This window comes from Salinivibrio sp. SS3 (assembly GCF_001722105.1).
GTDB classification, from domain to species: domain Bacteria; phylum Pseudomonadota; class Gammaproteobacteria; order Enterobacterales; family Vibrionaceae; genus Salinivibrio; species Salinivibrio kushneri.
Genome location: NZ_MEBQ01000007.1, coordinates 169,237 through 186,840, shown reverse-complemented (window position 1 = coordinate 186,840; position 17,604 = coordinate 169,237). Strand labels below are relative to the sequence as shown.

The 17,604-nt window shown below is 51.7% G+C and carries 18 protein-coding genes; 6 read left to right on the top strand and 12 right to left on the bottom strand.

The window, feature by feature from the left end; all coding sequences use genetic code 11:
- Window positions 1-42: 42 nt before the first annotated feature.
- The 7 genes from BGL48_RS04230 to pspA all read right to left on the bottom strand — a co-directional run bounded on the left by BGL48_RS04230 (window position 43) and on the right by pspA (window position 6,288).
- A complete protein-coding gene (locus BGL48_RS04230; protein WP_069361482.1) occupies window positions 43-627 on the bottom strand; it encodes a GNAT family N-acetyltransferase in 585 nt (194 codons plus the stop codon).
- A gap of 19 nt (window positions 628-646) precedes the next feature.
- The gene (gene tyrR, locus BGL48_RS04225; RefSeq protein WP_069361481.1) at window positions 647-2,188 is read right to left on the bottom strand and encodes a transcriptional regulator TyrR; all 1,542 of its coding nucleotides are present in this window, start codon (window positions 2,186-2,188) and stop codon (window positions 647-649) included.
- Between the two features lie 320 nt (window positions 2,189-2,508).
- On the bottom strand, window positions 2,509-3,528 hold the full coding sequence (locus tag BGL48_RS04220; RefSeq protein WP_069361480.1) for a YcjF family protein: 1,020 nt from the start codon (window positions 3,526-3,528) through the stop codon (window positions 2,509-2,511).
- Window positions 3,529-3,539: 11 nt separating this feature from the next.
- Window positions 3,540-4,931 (bottom strand): YcjX family protein, encoded by a 1,392-nt coding sequence (locus BGL48_RS04215; RefSeq protein ID WP_069361479.1) that lies wholly within the window; start codon window positions 4,929-4,931, stop codon window positions 3,540-3,542.
- Between the two features lie 50 nt (window positions 4,932-4,981).
- Window positions 4,982-5,371 carry an envelope stress response membrane protein PspC gene (gene pspC / locus BGL48_RS04210; protein ID WP_069361478.1) on the bottom strand — a complete coding sequence of 130 codons (390 nt, stop codon included), beginning with the start codon at window positions 5,369-5,371 and terminating at the stop codon, window positions 4,982-4,984.
- Window positions 5,368-5,598, bottom strand: coding sequence for an envelope stress response membrane protein PspB (gene pspB, locus BGL48_RS04205; protein ID WP_046073483.1), 231 nt, complete (start codon window positions 5,596-5,598; stop codon window positions 5,368-5,370). Before pspB ends, pspC begins: the two co-directional genes overlap by 4 nt.
- A 21-nt stretch (window positions 5,599-5,619) precedes the next feature.
- Complete coding sequence (pspA, locus tag BGL48_RS04200) at window positions 5,620-6,288, bottom strand: phage shock protein PspA (protein WP_069361477.1); 669 nt, start codon at window positions 6,286-6,288, stop codon at window positions 5,620-5,622.
- Window positions 6,289-6,497: 209 nt separating this feature from the next.
- Here pspA and pspF point away from each other — a divergent pair, with 209 nt between their 5' ends.
- The 6 genes from pspF (at window position 6,498) to BGL48_RS04170 (ending at window position 12,910) form a co-directional block, all read left to right on the top strand.
- A complete protein-coding gene (gene pspF / locus BGL48_RS04195) occupies window positions 6,498-7,520 on the top strand; it encodes a phage shock protein operon transcriptional activator (protein WP_069361476.1) in 1,023 nt (340 codons plus the stop codon).
- Between the two features lie 124 nt (window positions 7,521-7,644).
- Window positions 7,645-9,264 carry an ABC transporter substrate-binding protein SapA gene (gene sapA, locus BGL48_RS04190; RefSeq protein ID WP_069361475.1) on the top strand — a complete coding sequence of 540 codons (1,620 nt, stop codon included), beginning with the start codon at window positions 7,645-7,647 and terminating at the stop codon, window positions 9,262-9,264.
- Window positions 9,265-9,267: 3 nt separating this feature from the next.
- Window positions 9,268-10,230 (top strand): ABC transporter permease, encoded by a 963-nt coding sequence (locus BGL48_RS04185; protein WP_069361474.1) that lies wholly within the window; start codon window positions 9,268-9,270, stop codon window positions 10,228-10,230.
- The gene (sapC, locus tag BGL48_RS04180; protein ID WP_069361473.1) at window positions 10,217-11,104 is read left to right on the top strand and encodes a putrescine export ABC transporter permease SapC; all 888 of its coding nucleotides are present in this window, start codon (window positions 10,217-10,219) and stop codon (window positions 11,102-11,104) included. Before BGL48_RS04185 ends, sapC begins: the two co-directional genes overlap by 14 nt.
- Window positions 11,104-12,111 carry an oligopeptide/dipeptide ABC transporter ATP-binding protein gene (locus tag BGL48_RS04175; RefSeq protein ID WP_069361472.1) on the top strand — a complete coding sequence of 336 codons (1,008 nt, stop codon included), beginning with the start codon at window positions 11,104-11,106 and terminating at the stop codon, window positions 12,109-12,111. Before sapC ends, BGL48_RS04175 begins: the two co-directional genes overlap by 1 nt.
- A complete protein-coding gene (locus BGL48_RS04170) occupies window positions 12,095-12,910 on the top strand; it encodes an ATP-binding cassette domain-containing protein (RefSeq protein WP_069361471.1) in 816 nt (271 codons plus the stop codon). Before BGL48_RS04175 ends, BGL48_RS04170 begins: the two co-directional genes overlap by 17 nt.
- 63 nt (window positions 12,911-12,973) lie before the next feature.
- Here BGL48_RS04170 and pyrF read toward each other — a convergent pair whose 3' ends face one another.
- From pyrF to rpsA, 5 genes are all read right to left on the bottom strand, one after another.
- Window positions 12,974-13,672: an orotidine-5'-phosphate decarboxylase gene (gene pyrF, locus BGL48_RS04165; protein WP_069361470.1), complete on the bottom strand. Its 699-nt coding sequence runs from the start codon at window positions 13,670-13,672 to the stop codon at window positions 12,974-12,976.
- 87 nt (window positions 13,673-13,759) lie between these two features.
- Window positions 13,760-14,929: a lipopolysaccharide assembly protein LapB gene (gene lapB, locus BGL48_RS04160; RefSeq protein WP_069361469.1), complete on the bottom strand. Its 1,170-nt coding sequence runs from the start codon at window positions 14,927-14,929 to the stop codon at window positions 13,760-13,762.
- Window positions 14,930-14,932: 3 nt separating this feature from the next.
- Window positions 14,933-15,220 carry a LapA family protein gene (locus BGL48_RS04155; protein WP_069361468.1) on the bottom strand — a complete coding sequence of 96 codons (288 nt, stop codon included), beginning with the start codon at window positions 15,218-15,220 and terminating at the stop codon, window positions 14,933-14,935.
- 288 nt (window positions 15,221-15,508) lie between these two features.
- Window positions 15,509-15,793 (bottom strand): integration host factor subunit beta, encoded by a 285-nt coding sequence (gene ihfB / locus BGL48_RS04150; RefSeq protein ID WP_069361467.1) that lies wholly within the window; start codon window positions 15,791-15,793, stop codon window positions 15,509-15,511.
- Between the two features lie 72 nt (window positions 15,794-15,865).
- Window positions 15,866-17,536, bottom strand: a complete 1,671-nt coding sequence (rpsA, locus tag BGL48_RS04145) for a 30S ribosomal protein S1 (protein WP_069361506.1) — start codon at window positions 17,534-17,536, stop codon at window positions 15,866-15,868.
- Window positions 17,537-17,604: the final 68 nt, after the last annotated feature.

Sequence of the window (17,604 nt, the reverse complement as noted above, 5' to 3'; positions counted from 1 at the left end):
TGTCGTTGGAATCCGCTGATGCCCCAATGAGACCCTCGCGAGTCAATCTGGTTTAGGTCGCCAGTGCGGGTTGATGTGCGCCATTAAGATATGATCTTCCCATTGGCCATTAATCAACAAATAGTCGCGCGCTCGGCCCTCATGTTCAAAGCCGACCGCCTCCAATACCTTGGCACTACGCTGATTACATGGCATGTAGGACGCGCACACACGATGGATGTGGACGTTATCGAAAAGCCACTGATTGGTCGCGGCAAGCGCCCGACGCATGATCCCTTGTCCTTGTGCCGCTTCATCAAGCGAATAACCCACGGTGCACGAATAAGACGGGTATTGCATCACACTGGTATACGAAATCACTCCTAACACTTGAGGCGAGTCTTGCTTGGCAATCAAAAAGTAATACGCCAGCTGATGCTTTTGTAACTCCATCAACTGCAGCACGCGTCGCTTCCACCCTTGCTCAGTATAAAAGCCCGCCGCACGTTCAGGCTCCCAAGGCGCGAGGAAATCACGGTTGCGCTGAAAGTACTGCACCACCCGGGTTACGTCTTCATGGCTGATGGCATCAATGCGCAGCTCATCAACGGACAAACGCGGAAAGTGGTTAATCGATGTCTGATACATACTGGCTTCCTGCATCGGCTTACTTTTTACCAATCCCATAGTCGCGCAGTTTGTTAGCGATCGCGGTGTGCGAGACATCCAATCGCTTGGCCAGCTTGCGCGTTGAAGGGTAGCTTCGATACAGGTTATGCAAAATCCCCGACTCGTAACGCTTCATGATTTCATCCAATGAGCCATCCATCGATTCTTCACTCATAAACTGGGTGTTTTCAATTTCTGGCAGTTGGACGTCATCGATCGTCATCACTTCTGCATCTATTTGCGTCATCGCATGAAGCAGTACATTGCGTAACTGGCGGATATTCCCGGGCCACGCATAATGTGTCAGATAATCAGCCAAGGCTTCGTCGATGCGCGGCTTGGATTGCCCCAAGTCGGCAGCAAATTGTTTGACGAACAGCTCCGCCAGCGGCATCACATCGGCCGTTCGCTCTCTAAGTGGTGGCACGGTTAGCGATAACACATTGAGCCGATAGAAGAGATCTTCACGGAACTGATGGGCCGCCACCAGCTCGGGCAAGTTTTTCTGGGTAGAACAAATAACGCGCACATCCACCTGCATCTCGCGTTCTTCGCCGACACGACGGAAGGTCCCGTCTTGCATAAAGCGCAACAGTTTTACTTGCAGGTGGCGGCTCATTTCGCCGACTTCGTACAAGAATACGGTGCCACCATCCGCTTGCTCTAAAATGCCTTTTTTGGCGCTACCGCCTTCTTCGGCGGCCGCCATGCCAAACAATTCGGTTTCAGCGGCGTTATCTGGCATAGACACACAGTTAACGAGTAGGAAAGGTTTGTCCGCGCGTAAGGAGTGACGGTGGCAGGCACGCGCTATCATTTCTTTACCTGTACCGGTTTCGCCTTGTACTAACAGTGGTGCATCCAACATCGCCAGCTTTTTCGCTTGGCCAATGAGCTGCTTAAACTTGTTTGATTGACCCACAAGATGGTCAAACCCATGATCGCTTGGGGTACGGAACACGGTTTGCGAGGTGTTATTCATCGCCACCTGCTTAAGCTGCACCACCGCACTCACCAATACAGGCTGCTCACTTTCGTCATTGATGTGCACTGGCATCACTTCCATGAGGAAGTCGAGTCCGGCCATCACCACCATCCGACAACTTTGACTGGCTTCTTCTTTTTCCAGCCAGTGGGCAAACTGAAAGTCGGGAAACACGCTGTTGGCATGTTCATCGATAAGTTGGTGTTCACTCGAGCCAATCAAGTCTTGCGCCGCCTTGTTGGCCATATCAATGTAGCCATCGAGGTTAATCGACACCACAGGATCGGTCAGGCTTTCAACTAGTGCGCGCAACTCTTTGTGCTCGCGCTCAGCCGGTAAAAACTGTACTTTGCGTACGTCGGTGACCCCAGAAATCAGTCGAATTTCTGACATCAACTGGCTAAAGGCGTCGAATTCAATTTCCGGACAATTGAGGTATATGATCCCGACCTGGTCAATTTCAATACCCCGCAGGTCGATGTCGCGGCGCACCAGAATATCGAGGAGTTCGCGGGTAAGCCCGATCCTATCTTCACAACAGACTTTCAGTCTCATAATGGATTCCTGTGACTTGACAGTGATACCCAATACCGGCAGCAAGCCTTGTGGCGATGCATACTTAAAACTCTGCCCGCTTCAACGGGTTACTGAAGCATTCATCGTCGTGGCTGCCTGCGCTGCATTAGCTGTCAGGATAAGTTGACACTGAAGCGGAGTTTGAGCGGGTTAGGGGGAACAGTCAAGCCCTGATACGATTTTTGCCTTACGCCGTCACGTTTGTAGCACAGAAAACACGCAATTAACTCACTGATTATTCTATGAATACGAGCGTGGCTGGTGAGCTTGCCTCCCAGCCACCTTCTTAACGTGCATTATCACGCATTTTGTTGACGCTTGCCCGCCAGTCGCTTGATTAACTCACGGCGAAGCTGCGACAGGCTGGGCGCGGCTTGACCATGCCAAGGCAGTGGCCGCATCAATGTCATGGTTTTTAGCCCTAACCGCGCGGTGAGCAGGCCAATACCGAGCCCCTGCGCCACCCGGCCTGATACGCGACCCGCGATATTCACCGACAGCACATCAAAGCCCACATCGGTCATCGCCTCACTGGCACCCGCCAGCGCCATGTTGGTGAGCACCATTTTCAGTAAACGAAAACGTGCTTTAACGCCCAGTTGGATCCCGTAGATCTGCGCGATACGCGTCATCAAGTAAAAATTACGCCACGCCACCAGCAACATATCTGCTACCGCCAACGGGCTGACCGCCACCATGAGTGCGGCTTCTTGCGCGTGCTTGGTGACCAAAGCACGCGCCGCTTTATCTTGTGCGCTGAGCACTTGCTGCTCATAGAGGCTCAGAATTTCACTGTCATTATGTGTGGCCGCCAGTTGCTGCTGCCAGTTGGCAAAGGCGGCTGTTTGCGCCTGCCCGGTTTGCTCGGCCAGTTGCTGACAAAACCGCTCTCCTTGCCCCACCGTATCACTGCTTAGCAGCTCTTCTGCTTGTTCTCGTACCGCTTCACGCTCCACCAAGCGGCGCATCGCCCGCCACTCTTTGCCTAGCATCACCAGTCCAGTGGTGGCAAGCGCGATCAGCAGGCCTTGCCAACCCAGGCTCAACCAATCTCGCGCCAGCCAGCTTTGATAGACGCTGTCCGCTGATTGCCACACCGCGAGTAATACAGTCACTAATAGCAAAAACGGCCATACGCGGCGACGTTGTCGTGGCGAAGGCGTTAGGGTCGCTTCAAGTTCCGCATCCCACTCTTCACTCGGTGCAGGGGTAAAATCGGTTTCCGATTGGAACTGTATGCCTTGTTGAATTCGACTTTCCGTGTCGTGTTCTACATCCACATCCTGTGCAAAAGTTTGCTTTGGCTTGTATTGCGTCATCGCGCTCTCACTTATCGAAATTTATCGCCCAGCAAGTAATCCAATGCCTTATCCATACGAATGTGCGGTAACGGCGCATCCAGGGGGGCTTGCTGAGGGCGGAAAGAGGGAAAATCAAATCCTTGCGCTTGCCAGAATGTCTCTTCAGGTAACTGCGCTGGCACATCACCCGGGTACAAGGTGACTGGCGAATTGTCGGCAAGAAAGCCTTTTAGCGCGCGCTGGTTTTCGCCTTTTACCGAGACATAACCGGGTGTGGTGGCTTCAATCGCGGCAACACTTTGGCAACGCATATCAATGCCCTCGAACGCGGCTTGCTGCCACGCCTGATGAACGATTTGTTGTAATAAGCTCACCATGTTCGGGTGTTGATCGGGGGTCACATGATCGGCTTTAGTGGCCGCAAACAAGACCTTGTCAATCCGTGGTGAAAACAGTCGTTTCATCAACCCTGATTTGCCATATTTAAAGCTTTGCATCAGCTGCTCAACGGCAAGACGCATATCATGAAACGCCGCGGGGCCGGCATTCAGGGGCTGCAAGGTATCCACCAGGATCACTTGCCGGTCTATTTTGGCAAAATGCTCGCGATAAAAATTAGCAACCACGTGCTCGCAATAATAGTCGTAGCGCGCTTTTAGCACACCGTAGTTGGAGTCTTTCCCGGCTTTGGCCAACGCTTGCTCGTCCTGTTTCCCCACCCATGGGAAGAACTGCACCACAGGCGCGCCCGCTAGTTCACCTGGCAGCACAAATCGACCTGGCTGCACCCAGTGCAAGCCTCCGTGCGCTTTACACTGATGCAAAAACGCGGTGTAGTCTTCGGCAATGTCCGCCAGCATTTTTTCATCCGCCGGGGCAAATGGATCAAGCGCCGCCGCTTTGGTTGTCCAGGTATCCGCCAGCTCGCCGCGGCGACCGGTGAGTAGCCCTGCTTGTTTGGTCGACCATTGCGAGTAGCTTTGGCTTAACAAGGGCAAATCGAGCAGCCACTCCCCCGGATAATCGACAATATCCACGTATAGCGTGGCCATTTCATTGATTGCCCTCAGTGCTGCCGACTGGGGGCGATAGCGCACCGCGAGGCGTACTTCACTGACATCACGTGTCGGTGACGGCCATACCGGTGGGGTTTGATGAAGCGCCTGCATGGCACTGTCGTAATCAAACGCGGGCAGATGCATGTGCGGGTGGGGTTCACGACGGGCGCCCAGCCCCCGCCCCTGTTGCACCAATGACATCAGCGGTAAGTTGGGCTCGGTGCCCAAATGCGTCAATTGATTGATAAGAGAGGTAATAAAGGCGGTTTTACCCGCGCGAGAAAGACCGGTTACCGCGAGGCGAACATGACGGTCAGCCCCACGGCTCACCCACTGCTTCACACGCCTTTTCACTGATGGCATAGGTTGATATGGCTCCTAATTGGCCAAGCTGCCCAAACAGGGCAGCGAGGTTAGAGTTGTTTGAAGGCTTGGTCGACGTTAAAGGTCGAAGAGGTCACATAGGCTTCCATGTGCGTCACCTTATCTTCCATTTGGCTAAACTCACGGTCGAGATCGGCAATCAATTGGCTCGCCGATTTTCCTGACTGCCAAGGTTTTTGCTTCACTTGATGCTCTTGTTGCGCGGCACTCGGCTCTTGCCTGACCTCTGGCGGCTTTTTATCCAGGATCAGTACCGCCGCGATATAAGCGACCACCACAAAGAACCCAAAACCGAGTAAAAACGCCGAGACAGTGAGGATGCGCACTAACCAAGTTTCCATGCCAAAGTGATTGGCAAGCCCGGCGCACACCCCAGCGATGCGGCCATTTTCTGGATCTCTATACAAGGTATTACTCATGCGCGTTGCCTCCAGTGGGGGGCTTCTGCATCCAATAAACGTTCTAGGTTATCTACCCGCGCCTGCAGCTTTTCGGCACGTTGCGCCAGTTGTTGCAGTGTCTCGTAATCTTGCCCACTCAGGCCTTGCGCCACTTGACGCTTACTGCGGTAATGCAGAAATAACCACAGCGGGGCGACAAACAGCAGAAAAATCGCCAGTGGGAAACCGAGAAATAATGATGACATGTCCGCTCCTTGTGGTATCGGTTACGATTGGTTGTCTTTCATTTTGGCTTTTAAAGATGCCAGCTCTTTTTCAATCTCATCTTGCGCTTGTAAGTCAGCGAACTCGTCTTCTAGGCCTTTGCCCTGGCCGACTTGATAACTGTCCGCTTCTGCTTCTAGTTCGTCAATACGGCGCTCATATTGTTCAAATTTCGCCATCGCTTCATCGGCGCGGCCACTGCCAATGTGACGGCGCACATCACGGCGATTGCCCGCGGTTTCACGACGAATAGTCAGTGATTGCTGGCGCGCGCGTGTCTCACTGAGTTTGGTTTCTAATGCCGCAATTTCGCCAGCAAGCTTCTCTACGCTTTCATTAATCAGCGACAACTCTTCATCCAGCGCGACTTTAACATCATGCGCTTTTTGCTTTTCGATTAAAGCAGCCCGCGCTAAGTCTTCACGATCCTTTTGCAAGGCGAGTGAGGCTTTATCCTGCCACTCTTGGATCTGACGCTCGATATTTTCAATTTTACGCGCCACTTCTTTTTTATCGGCTAGCGCTTTTGCCGACGAGGTACGCACTTCAACGAGGGTGTCCTCCATTTCTTGAATGATCAAACGGATCATTTTTTGTGGATCTTCTGCCTTGTCTAACAAGGCGTTGACGTTAGCATTCACAATATCAGCAAAACGCGAAAAAATTCCCATCATAAACTCCTTAATACGCTTCCTCATTGATGAGCCAGAGAGTTAAGGCCAATGGCGCGTTAACCCGTGGTACTCGGCTCTGACACATCCAATAGGGTTCAAATCCCATGCCAACTTTTAAGACGTTTATTTTCAATAACTTAAAAAGAATTGCGTTACCCCACTAAAAAGGCCATGATGAAGAAAACCACTATTTGGTAAAAATCGCCATGCGTGAACAAGACAATTTATTGGGTGAATCGGATCGTTTTCTCGCCGTGTTGGATCATGTCAGCCAACTGGCACCGCTTAACCGTCCAGTGCTGATTATGGGTGAGCGCGGAACCGGGAAAGAGTTGATTGCACAGCGTCTTCATTATCTCTCCGCCCGTTGGTCGCAACCGTTGGTGAGTTTAAATTGCGCCGCACTCAGTGAAGGATTGATCGACTCAGAGTTGTTCGGCCACGAAGCCGGGGCCTTTACCAGCGCCAAAGGCCGACATGCGGGACGCTTTGAGCGGGCGGAAGGCGGCACCTTGTTTTTGGACGAGATCGCCACCGCACCATTGGGCGTGCAGGAAAAGCTGCTGCGGGTGATTGAATATGGCGAATACGAGCGTGTTGGCGGCACGTCTCCTCTGCGTGCCGATGTGCGCCTTATCTGTGCCACTAATGAAGACTTACCTGGATTGGCACATGAGAACCGCTTTCGACCCGACTTGCTTGATCGGCTGGCGTTTGATGTCATTCACCTCCCGCCACTTCGCGAGCGTCAGCAAGATATTTTGTTATTGGCTGAGCACTTTGCGATGAAAATGGCCGTGGAGCTTGGCTACGCGTTATTTGCTGGCTTTTCCGAGCACGCTAAGTCTCAATTGTTAACGCATACGTGGCCAGGCAATGTGCGTGAATTAAAAAATGCCGTCGAGCGTGCCCTCTCCCGTCACAATGATCCCAACACGCCCATCGACACGATTTGTTTAGACCCTTTTTCACCGCCTTGGCAGCGGGCTCATTCTGCGGTCACTGCGGCCACTTCCACCACCAAAGCCGACTCACTGCCCCCTCTGCCACTCGACCTCCGACAATGGCAAACCACGCAAGAACGCGATTTGGTCACAGCGGCGCTGTCGCAAGCCAACTATCATCAGAGAAAGGCCGCGCAGTTACTTGGCCTAAGCTACCATCAATTTAGGGGGCTGCTGCGAAAACATAACGTGGGGCAACACGACGCGCATGACCCGATGCGCTGAGTGTACGGACACAGATACACCCCCTATGCAAAGAAACACCAGATAGCCCCTACTTTGCTTGGTGGTAAAGCCGTTTCGGTGGTAGATTACGGGGTTTACTTTGATAGCTGATTTCACTTGGTTTATGCGCGTTTTTTTCCAGTTTTTGATCCTGGGGGTGAGTGGGCTGCTCCTTGCAGGTTGTGACGCTGCCAGCGATCAACGTGCGGCCGACAATCGTGGCTTTGTGTTTTGTGGCCCTGGCCAGCCGAACACCTTTAACCCTCAGTTGACCGATGGCGGCCTCACGGCTGATACCTTGTCGAGTCAGCTTTATGACCGTCTGCTGCGACTCAATCCCGAGACGTATCAACCCGAGGCGATGCTAGCAAAAAGCTGGCAGGTGAGTGATGATGGTAAAACCTACACCTTCTCTCTGCGTCGTGGCGTCGCGTTTCATCGCAGTGTTCAGTTTACCCCTTCGCGGTACCTCAACGCCGACGATGTGGTGTTTTCCTTTCGTCGCCTTATTAACCCAGACCATCCTTTTCATCACATTTCCGGTGGTCAGTATCCATGGTTTGATAGCATGAACTTTGCCGGCTTGGTGACCAGCGTTAAAGCGCTCGACACCTACCGCGTGCAGTTTACCCTCTCTCGGCCCGATGTCTCTTTTCTCTCCACCTTGGCTACCAACTTTTCAGTGATCCTTTCAAAAGAGTATGCCAACCAATTGCTGGAGGCGGGCACGCCAGAGAAGCTCGATACCTATCCGGTTGGTACCGGCCCTTTCGCGCTGGCGGAGTACCAGCCACGCGAGCTTATTCGACTGCGCCGCCATTGGCAGTACTGGCAAGGCCCTGCGCCGATGGAACAGGTGGTGTTTGATGTTTCCACGCGCGGCACAGGGACGCTTGCAAAAATGCTGACCGGCGAGTGTGATGTGCTCGCCTCGCCCGTTGCGAGCCAGCTTCCCGTGGTTGTCGGTGATGAGCGCTTCAGTTTATCGTCGCAAACAGGGATGAATGTGGCCTTTATTGCGCTCAATACCCGCCACCCTGCGTTATCGGAAGTGGCAGTACGTCAAGCGATTAACCTAGCGATTGACCGAGGGCCGCTGCTCAGTTCGGTCTATTATGGCACTGGCGCGCCGGCCACCAGCTTACTGCCACCCATGTCATGGGCCTATGATCCTAATCGAAAAACCCAGTATGATCCCAAGCTGGCCGCGGCATTACTTGCCAAAGCAGGCTATCGTCATGGTTTCAGTGTCGATTTAACCGTGCCGCTTAAACCCACGGCGTTTAACCCCAGCCCACGTAAAACCGCGGAATTAATCCAAGCGGACTTGGGAGAAATTGGTATCGACGTCGATATTATCCCGGAGAAAACCGTCAATCGCACGTCCATTCGCCAAGGTGATGACAGCCACGATATGGTATTAACGGGATGGGTCGCCGATAATGGCGATCCTGATACGTTTTTACGCCCTTTGCTCACCTGCAACGCGAAGTTTACGGGCTGGAACATCTCTAACTGGTGTAACCGCTTTTTTGACCAAACGCTAAATCAGGCGATTGCCACGGACAAGATAGCCAAGCGCAAGGCGTTATATCAGGAAGCTCAAACTATCCTTGACCGTCGCATGCCTGTCATCCCCCTGGCCCACGGCATTCAGCATCAAGTGCGTGACGCCAGCCTAACCGGACTGACAATGACGCCCTTTGGGGCCGACAGTTTCGCCGATGTGTCGCGGGAGCGCTAACCGATGTTGATTTATACGTTACGACGCCTCAACTTATTTTTAATCACCCTAGTGATCCTCACTTTGGTCGCCTATAACATTATGTTGCTGGCACCCCATTCAAATTGGCACCAATTTGATTACTGGATAGGCTGGATCTACTACATTCGCCAACTGCTTGATGGCGACCTCGGCTTAGCCGCCAATGGCTCACCGGTTGTCGAGACACTGGCGCACGTCGCACCCGCGACCTTAGAGCTATGCTTTGCCGCGCTCTTTATTAGCTTGATTGTGGGCGTGCCACTGGGCACGCTGGCTGGCATTCGTAGCCAAGGGCCAGCCGATAAAGTGATTTCTTCGTTTGCTCTGGTGGTGTTCTCCATCCCTACATTCTGGTTGGCTATCCTCTTTATCATGGTTTTCTCGCTCGACTTACAGTGGTTTCCGGTGTCTGGGCGCTATAACCTTTTGTATGAAATCCCGCATATTTCCGGCTTCGCGCTGGTGGATTTGTGGCTGTCAGACTTACCGCTACAAGGCAAGGCCGCAACAGATATTGTCCGCCACCTGGTGTTACCGACCCTAACGCTTGCCGTGGTCCCGACCACCGAGATCATTAAAATGGTACGCGACTCTATGGCCTATGTGATGCGACAGAATTACATCAAAGCCGCCGCGACCAAGGGGCTATCAAAAACGGAAATCGTGCTTCGTCACGGGATGAAAAACGCCATTCCACCGATCATCCCTAATTTTGGTTTACTGGTTTCCACTATGGTGACCTTTGTGATCATCGTCGAGTCAGTCTTTAACTGGCCTGGGATTGGGCGCTGGCTACTCGATACGCTCATCGCTAAAGATTATGTGTCAGTACAAGGCGGCGTCTTGGTCATTGGTGGGTTTGTATTACTGATTAATATCATCTCGGATGTATTGGGGGCCTTTATGAACCCGCTGGTAAGGAAAAAATGGTATGCCCTCAAATAGTGTGTACGTTGAACAGCATATCCCGACCCAATTCGAGCGCACCTGGAATGCGTTTCGTCGCAACAAGCTTGCGGTGATTGGTTTTTGGTGCCTGGTTGGGCTCATCCTTGTTACCTTATTTGCCCCCCTACTCGCCCCGTGGAGCCCGCAGCATCAAACAGGCCACTTACTGATGGCGCCCTCTTGGGTGCAATCAGGGCAAATTGAGTACTTTTTAGGGACCGATGATCTGAGCCGCGATATGCTCTCACGCCTGATTGCGGGCTCTCGACTCACCTTTGGCTATGCGCTGATCACCGCATTGGCCGCGTCGCTGGTCGGTGTGGCGATTGGCGTACTGGCTGGGATGACCAAGGGACTCAAGTCGAGTGTATTAAACCATATCCTAGATAGTATCCTTTCTATTCCATCATTATTGTTGGCCATTATCGTGGTGGCGTTTTTAGGTGTGGGAGAAACCCAAGTATTACTCGCTATTTGGCTATCACTGATCCCACGTATCATTCGCGCCGTGTATACCGCGGTGCATGATGAAATAGGGAAAGACTATATCATTGCCGCGCGCTTAGATGGGGCCAATGATTTTTATCTGCTCTATCACTCGATTTTGCCCAATATCGTCACTGTGCTGAGTACCGAAATTACCCGCGCGATTTCTGTCGCCATTCTTGATGTGGCGGCACTCGGCTTTTTAGGTCTTGGGGCACAGCCGCCCGCGCCTGAATGGGGCGCTATGTTAGGGGATTCTGTCGAGCTGATTTTCACTGCGCCTTGGACGGTCACTTTGCCTGGAATGGCGATTGCGTTCAGTGTGTTGGTTGTTAACCTAGTGGGTGAGGGGATCAGCCAAGCCATCAACGCAGGAACTGAATAATGCCGTTACTTGATATTCGACACCTGACCATAGAAATAGAAACCCCACAAGGCATGGTGAAGGCCGTCGATCGTATGAGTTTGACCATCAATGATGGTGAAATTCGTGGCTTGGTGGGTGAATCCGGATCGGGTAAAAGCTTAGTGGCCAAAGCCATTTGCGGCGTCACTAAGGATCAATGGCATGTGACCGCCGACCGATTACGCTTGGGTAATATCGACCTATTAGAACTGCCCGCGCGCGAACGTCGCCATGTGGTCGGCAAAGACATTGCGATGATTTTCCAAGAGCCCTCTACCTGTCTTGACCCTTCCGAAGTGGTGGGGCATCAGCTTGAAGAGGCGATTCCGCCCGCTTCATTCTCGGGCAGTTGGTGGCAGCGTTTGAATTGGCGCAAACAACATTCGATTGCCTTGCTGCATAAAGTGGGCATCAAGGATCACAAGCGAGTCATGGAAAGCTACCCGTATGAGCTGACCGATGGCGAGTGTCAAAAGGTGATGATTGCGATGGCGATTGCCAACCGCCCTCGCCTATTGATTGCCGATGAACCGACCAACGAGTTAGATCCCATTACTCAGGCGCAGATATTTCGTTTACTGAGTCGCACCAATCAGCTCTCCAACACCACTATTTTGCTAATTAGTCATGACCTGACCTTGGTGACGCGTTGGGCTGATAGGATCACCGTGATGTATTGTGGCCAGTCAGTGGAATCGGGTAACCGCGAGCAAATTTTGACGACGCCGCACCACCCCTATACCGATGCCTTATTGCGGACGATGCCTGATTTTAGTCGCGACATCCCCCACAAGAGCAAGCTAGAGACCTTGCCTGGCTCAATACCGCCACTACAGCATTTGCCCATCGGTTGTCGACTGGGGCCACGTTGCCCGTATGCACAGCGTAAATGTGTGGAAACCCCACATACGCAAAAAGTGAAAAACCATAAATTTGCCTGTCATTTCCCACTCAACATGGAGAACAAGCATGGTCGCTCTTCTTGAAATAGATGGGCTCACCAAAGATTATCATCACCGGACTGGTTGGTTGAGAAAGCGTGTCACTCATGCGGTTAAGCCTGTGTCTTTTTCATTGGATGTGGGGGAAACCATTGCTTTTGTGGGCGAAAATGGCTCAGGGAAATCGACGCTGGCACGCATGATTGCGGGTGTTATCGAGCCGACGGCAGGGCAAATCCGAGTTAATGGCGAGACGTTGCGTTACAAAGATTACCAAACTCGCTGTAAGTTGATTCGGATGATCTTCCAAGATCCGAACACCTCGCTCAACCCACGCAATCAGATCGGGCAAATCTTAGAAGGCCCCTTGCGACGAAACACCAACATGACACCGCAAGAGCGCGGCAAACGCATTAAGAACACGCTATTGCGTGTGGGCTTGTTACCCGAGCACGCCTACTTTTATCCGCAAATGCTGGCCACCGGCCAAAAGCAACGGGTATCGCTTGCGAGAGCCTTAATTCTGCAACCCAGTGTCATTATCGCTGATGAAGCCTTAAATGGCTTGGATATGTCCATGCGCTCGCAGATCATCAACTTGTTGCTGGAGTTACAAGATGAGATGGGACTGTCTTACGTGTATGTGTCTCAGCATATGGGGGTGATTAAACACGTTACTGACAAATTGATGGTGATGCAAAAAGGGAACGTGGTGGAATCAGGCAATACCGCAGACATTTTTGCCAACCCGCAACACGGCTTGACGCAAAGGCTGATTGATAGTCATTTTACCGCACCTGTCTTAGACCGGCGTTCGCGTAAATCAGCTGGCGCACGGCCATAGCCTGATCAAGAGCGGCATTGTTAGCCGCTCTTTTTATTGCCATTTATCTATGATCTTAATCGCTTAGCTAGTTAACGTTTGGTTGATCGCTGCCAGCACAGCAGCAGGATCGGCTGCCTGCGTCACCGGCCGACCGATCACAAGATAATCAGAGCCCGCTTGCACCGCTTCTTTTGGCGTCATCACTCGGCGTTGGTCACCTTGGTCACTGCCGGCGGGACGGATCCCCGGAGTGATCAACTTAAACCCATCTCCACATTCAGCCTTCAATAGATTGGCTTCATGCGCAGAGCACACCACCCCATCAAGCCCTGCCTGCTTGGTTAACCCCGCTAAGCGCTGCACCTGTGCTTGCGGTGACGTATGAAGGCCACTGTCAGCTAAATCGTTTGCTGTCATGCTGGTCAGTACGGTCACGCCAATCAACCAGGGGCGATTGCCGCCATAGGGGGCGAGGGCTTCACGTGCCGCAACCATCATTCGCTCGCCACCAGAGGCGTGGACGTTGACCATCCAGACCCCTAACTCAGCCGCCGCCGACACCGCACGTGCACACGTATTGGGGATGTCGTGGAATTTTAGATCGAGAAATACCTCGTGTCCCCCCGCGTGCAGCTGTTTAACTAATGCCGGCCCAAATAAGGTGAACATTTCTTTGCCCACTTTCAAGCGACATGAGCCCGGCTCTATTTTATCCACAAAGGCCAGTGCTTGATTCATGTCTGCGTAATCGAGTGCCACGATGACTTTTGGGTCGTGCATGTTGTCTCCTTGTTCCTTATATAGTGTTCAACTAAGCGGTGATTCCCGCGCGATAGATAAAAAAACGGCGATGCCAATGCATCGCCCTTATTCACCATCAAGCCCCCGGATTGGCTTGATTGCCCCCCAGCTTTTGCAGGACGGACATTGCCAGTAAAGCGCGTGAGTGGAGAAGCCGCATTTTCGACAACGATAATGCGGTTTCACCTTCATCTGTTCGGCGACCAAGTCTTTTAGCGTGTTCAAACTGGTTTTCGCGCGGCCCTCTTCGGCTTGGTCGACATGGTATTCCATCAACTTGTGGAAACCGCGCATGGTCGGATTGCGAGTAAGCTGGCGAGTGAGAAAACTTTGCGCCATCGCGATATTTTCATTGTTGCCAATCACTTCTGACAGCATCAGCTCTGCGCTGACCCCAGCGTTCTTTTCAATACACTCTTTTAAAAATCGGACCAGATGCATTTCACGCCCTAATGCACGGTAGCTCTCCGCCAGCAAAGGTAGCGCTTCACTGACAAAGTCCGCATCCTGCTCAAGGATGTTCTCCAGCTGCTTGATCGCCCCTTTGTAGTCTTCATGCTGGATATCAAGCTTGGCCAGCTTCAAACTGGCACGCACACAGCTCTTATCATACGACAGGGCGCGGCGAAAGCATTGCCGTGCCTTATGTTCATCGCCCTCAGCGAGTTGTTGCATCGCCAGCTCACAGTGAAAATGGGCAATGTCTTTACGTAACTTGTGCTTGCCCATCTTGACCAGTTTGCTCGCGGTATCAATCGCGTTTTCCCACTCTCGGGTTTGCTGAAAGATAGCCAACAACTGCTGAAGGGCAAACTCTTGATAATCTGGCTCATCCACCAGCTCGGAAAATATCTTTTCTGCGCGATCAAAAAACCCGGCGACCATGTAATCTTTGGCCAGCTGTTGCATGGCGAGGTTGCGTTGATCAAGCGTCAGATTAGGGCGAGCAATCAGGTTCTGGTGGATGCGAATCGCGCGATCGACTTCGCCCCGAGAGCGAAACAGATTGCCAAGGGCAAGGTGGGTATCAATGGTCTCATTGTCGACCTGGAGTAGCTCGATAAACAGATCGACTGCTTTATCTGATTGTTCAGACAGCAGCAGATTGAGCCCCGCCACATACTGACGAGACAAGTGATGTGACTGTTCTTGCCGTCGATGACGAGCATTCCTGTTACCCATATACCAGCCGTAACCGGCCGCAATGGGGAGCAACAGAAACAACAGCTCTAGCATGAATTATTGTTCCTTAAGCGGGTCCGTGCGCAATTTATCAAGTTCTTTGCGTTGCTTATCCACCTGCTTACGCAGTCTTCGAGCGGTCACTCTCGCTTTTAGGTATAACGCACCGCAGATTAACCAGCCAATGCCAAAACCCATGACAAAGACGATACCCAAGATCACAGAAAGACGAAATTCCCCTTGGGCAATTAAGTAGTTAAAGTTGACCACATCTTGGTTTTGCGCTCCCAGCGCCAAGGTGATCAGAAAACATAACACCAGAAACAGAATGCCGAGTATTTTCACAAGTATTCCCTCATTGCGAAAGGCCTAGTGCCTCTTCAATTATGGCAGAACGACAAGATGCGAGGCACTTGTCACTGTGAACGTTTGCTTGATACAACAAAACGTTACTAATACACCCTTGGCTCGCGCTGTCCACTCGCATGATGGCAAGTGGCAAGGTTTTAGCTGTGGGTACAAGATCTTACACAGAAGGTATGATTATGCAGGAAATTCGCCACGCAAGCTATGATCGATAGGCATAAAAAAACGGCATACCTGCAGCATGCCGTTTTTTCCAGCGTCTATCGCTTAACCATAGATGTTAACGCGATCACGAAGCTCCTTACCAGGTTTGAAGTGCGGGACGTATTTACCGTCAAGCTCCACTTTTTCCCCTGTTTTCGGATTACGCCCCACACGAGGCGCGCGATAATGCAGTGAGAAACTACCAAAACCACGGATTTCGATCCGATCACCGCTTTCAAGTGTGATCGCCATATGCTCAAGGATTTCCTTGATAGCATCCTCTACCTGCTTAGCAGACAGATGGGCTTGCTGACTACAGAGCCTTTCAATTAACTCAGATTTGGTCATAGACACCCCGCTTTAGTATGTTTCTCAACAGTATAAATGCAGAGGGGGAAAATTTCCCCCTCAACTTATACATTATTCGCTCTTCGCTGCTTTAAACGCGTCAGCCATAGCATTACCGATAGCGCCTTCATCAGATTTGTTCAGGCTAGCCATCGCTTCTTGCTCGTCAGCTTCGTCTTTCAGACGAACAGACAGGTTCAGAACGCGGTTCTTACGGTCAACGCCGGTGAACTTCGCTTCAACGCTGTCGCCAACTGAAAGGACTTGTGTCGCGTCTTCAACACGGTCACGCGCGGCTTCAGAAGCACGCAGATAACCTTCAACACCTTCTGCAAGCTCAACAGTTGCGCCTTTCGCGTCAACAGCCGTTACCGTACCGTTAACGATAGCACCTTTCTTGTTCGCCGCCAGGTAGTTGTTGAATGGGTCTTCTTCCATCTGCTTGATGCCCAGTGAGATACGCTCACGCTCGGCGTCAACCTGAAGAACCACTGCTGAGATCTCGTCGCCTTTCTTGTATTCGCGAACGGCTTCTTCGCCAGCCACGTTCCAAGAAATGTCAGACAAGTGAACCAGACCGTCGATGCCGCCGTCTAGACCGATGAAGATACCGAAGTCAGTGATTGACTTGATCTTACCAGTTACACGATCGCCTTTGTTCTGAGTTTCAGCGAATTGCTGCCATGGGTTGGCTTTACACTGTTTCAGACCAAGGCTGATACGACGACGCTCTTCGTCGATGTCCAGAACCATGACTTCAACTTCGTCACCCACGTTAACCACTTTAGATGGGTGGATGTTCTTGTTGGTCCAGTCCATTTCAGACACGTGTACCAGACCTTCAACGCCTTCTTCGATTTCAACGAAGCAGCCGTAGTCAGTTAGGTTGGTTACACGGCCAGTCAGCTTGTGACCTTCTGGGTAACGGTTAGCAATAGCTACCCATGGATCTTCACCCAGTTGTTTCAGGCCAAGCGATACGCGAGTACGCTCACGGTCAAACTTCAGAACCTTAACGTTGATTTCGTCACCAACATTAACGATTTCTGATGGGTGCTTAACGCGCTTCCACGCCATGTCAGTGATGTGAAGCAGGCCGTCAACGCCGCCAAGATCAACGAACGCACCGTAGTCAGTCAGGTTCTTAACGATACCTTTAACTTCCATGCCTTCTTGCAGAGAAGCTAGCAGCTCGTCACGCTCAACGCTGTTTTCTGACTCGATAACCGCACGACGAGAAACCACAACGTTGTTGCGCTTCTGGTCAAGCTTGATTACTTTGAACTCGAGCTCTTTGCCTTCCAGGTGAGAAGTATCACGTACTGGACGAACGTCAACCAGTGAACCCGGTAGGAACGCACGGATGCCGTTCAGTTCTACGGTGAAACCACCTTTCACTTTACCGTTAATAACACCGTTAACGGTTTCAGCTTCTTCGTACGCTTTCTCTAGCTGGATCCAAGCTTCGTGACGCTTCGCTTTCTCACGAGAAAGCTGAGTTTCACCGAAACCATCTTCCACTGCGTCCAGGGCTACATCGACTTCACCGCCGATTTCAATTTCAAGTTCGCCAGCAGCGTTCTTGAATTGGTCAGCTGGAATAGACGATTCAGATTTCAGGCCTGCGTCAACCAGAACGAAACCGTTCTCGATAGCAACAACAGTACCCTTAACAATAGAACCTGGGCGAGTTTCGATTTCTTTTAGAGACTCTTCAAAGAGTTGAGCAAAAGATTCAGTCATTATATTTAAATCTTCAATTTGATAAACGTCCACGGGTATCCTACCGCATGGGGTTGTTAAATATGTTA

Bases quoted from the DNA above. Each gene is read 5' to 3' on its own strand.
- BGL48_RS04230 (WP_069361482.1), bottom strand. From the start codon at position 627: ATGTATCAGACATCGATTAACCACTTTCCGCGTTTGTCCGTTGATGAG.
- tyrR (WP_069361481.1), bottom strand. From the start codon at position 2,188: ATGAGACTGAAAGTCTGTTGTGAAGATAGGATCGGGCTTACCCGCGAA.
- BGL48_RS04220 (WP_069361480.1), bottom strand. From the start codon at position 3,528: ATGACGCAATACAAGCCAAAGCAAACTTTTGCACAGGATGTGGATGTA.
- BGL48_RS04215 (WP_069361479.1), bottom strand. From the start codon at position 4,931: ATGCCATCAGTGAAAAGGCGTGTGAAGCAGTGGGTGAGCCGTGGGGCT.
- pspC (WP_069361478.1), bottom strand. From the start codon at position 5,371: ATGAGTAATACCTTGTATAGAGATCCAGAAAATGGCCGCATCGCTGGG.
- pspB (WP_046073483.1), bottom strand. From the start codon at position 5,598: ATGTCATCATTATTTCTCGGTTTCCCACTGGCGATTTTTCTGCTGTTT.
- pspA (WP_069361477.1), bottom strand. From the start codon at position 6,288: ATGGGAATTTTTTCGCGTTTTGCTGATATTGTGAATGCTAACGTCAAC.
- pspF (WP_069361476.1), top strand. From the start codon at position 6,498: ATGCGTGAACAAGACAATTTATTGGGTGAATCGGATCGTTTTCTCGCC.
- sapA (WP_069361475.1), top strand. From the start codon at position 7,645: ATGCGCGTTTTTTTCCAGTTTTTGATCCTGGGGGTGAGTGGGCTGCTC.
- BGL48_RS04185 (WP_069361474.1), top strand. From the start codon at position 9,268: ATGTTGATTTATACGTTACGACGCCTCAACTTATTTTTAATCACCCTA.
- sapC (WP_069361473.1), top strand. From the start codon at position 10,217: ATGCCCTCAAATAGTGTGTACGTTGAACAGCATATCCCGACCCAATTC.
- BGL48_RS04175 (WP_069361472.1), top strand. From the start codon at position 11,104: ATGCCGTTACTTGATATTCGACACCTGACCATAGAAATAGAAACCCCA.
- BGL48_RS04170 (WP_069361471.1), top strand. From the start codon at position 12,095: ATGGTCGCTCTTCTTGAAATAGATGGGCTCACCAAAGATTATCATCAC.
- pyrF (WP_069361470.1), bottom strand. From the start codon at position 13,672: ATGCACGACCCAAAAGTCATCGTGGCACTCGATTACGCAGACATGAAT.
- lapB (WP_069361469.1), bottom strand. From the start codon at position 14,929: ATGCTAGAGCTGTTGTTTCTGTTGCTCCCCATTGCGGCCGGTTACGGC.
- ihfB (WP_069361467.1), bottom strand. From the start codon at position 15,793: ATGACCAAATCTGAGTTAATTGAAAGGCTCTGTAGTCAGCAAGCCCAT.
- rpsA (WP_069361506.1), bottom strand. From the start codon at position 17,536: ATGACTGAATCTTTTGCTCAACTCTTTGAAGAGTCTCTAAAAGAAATC.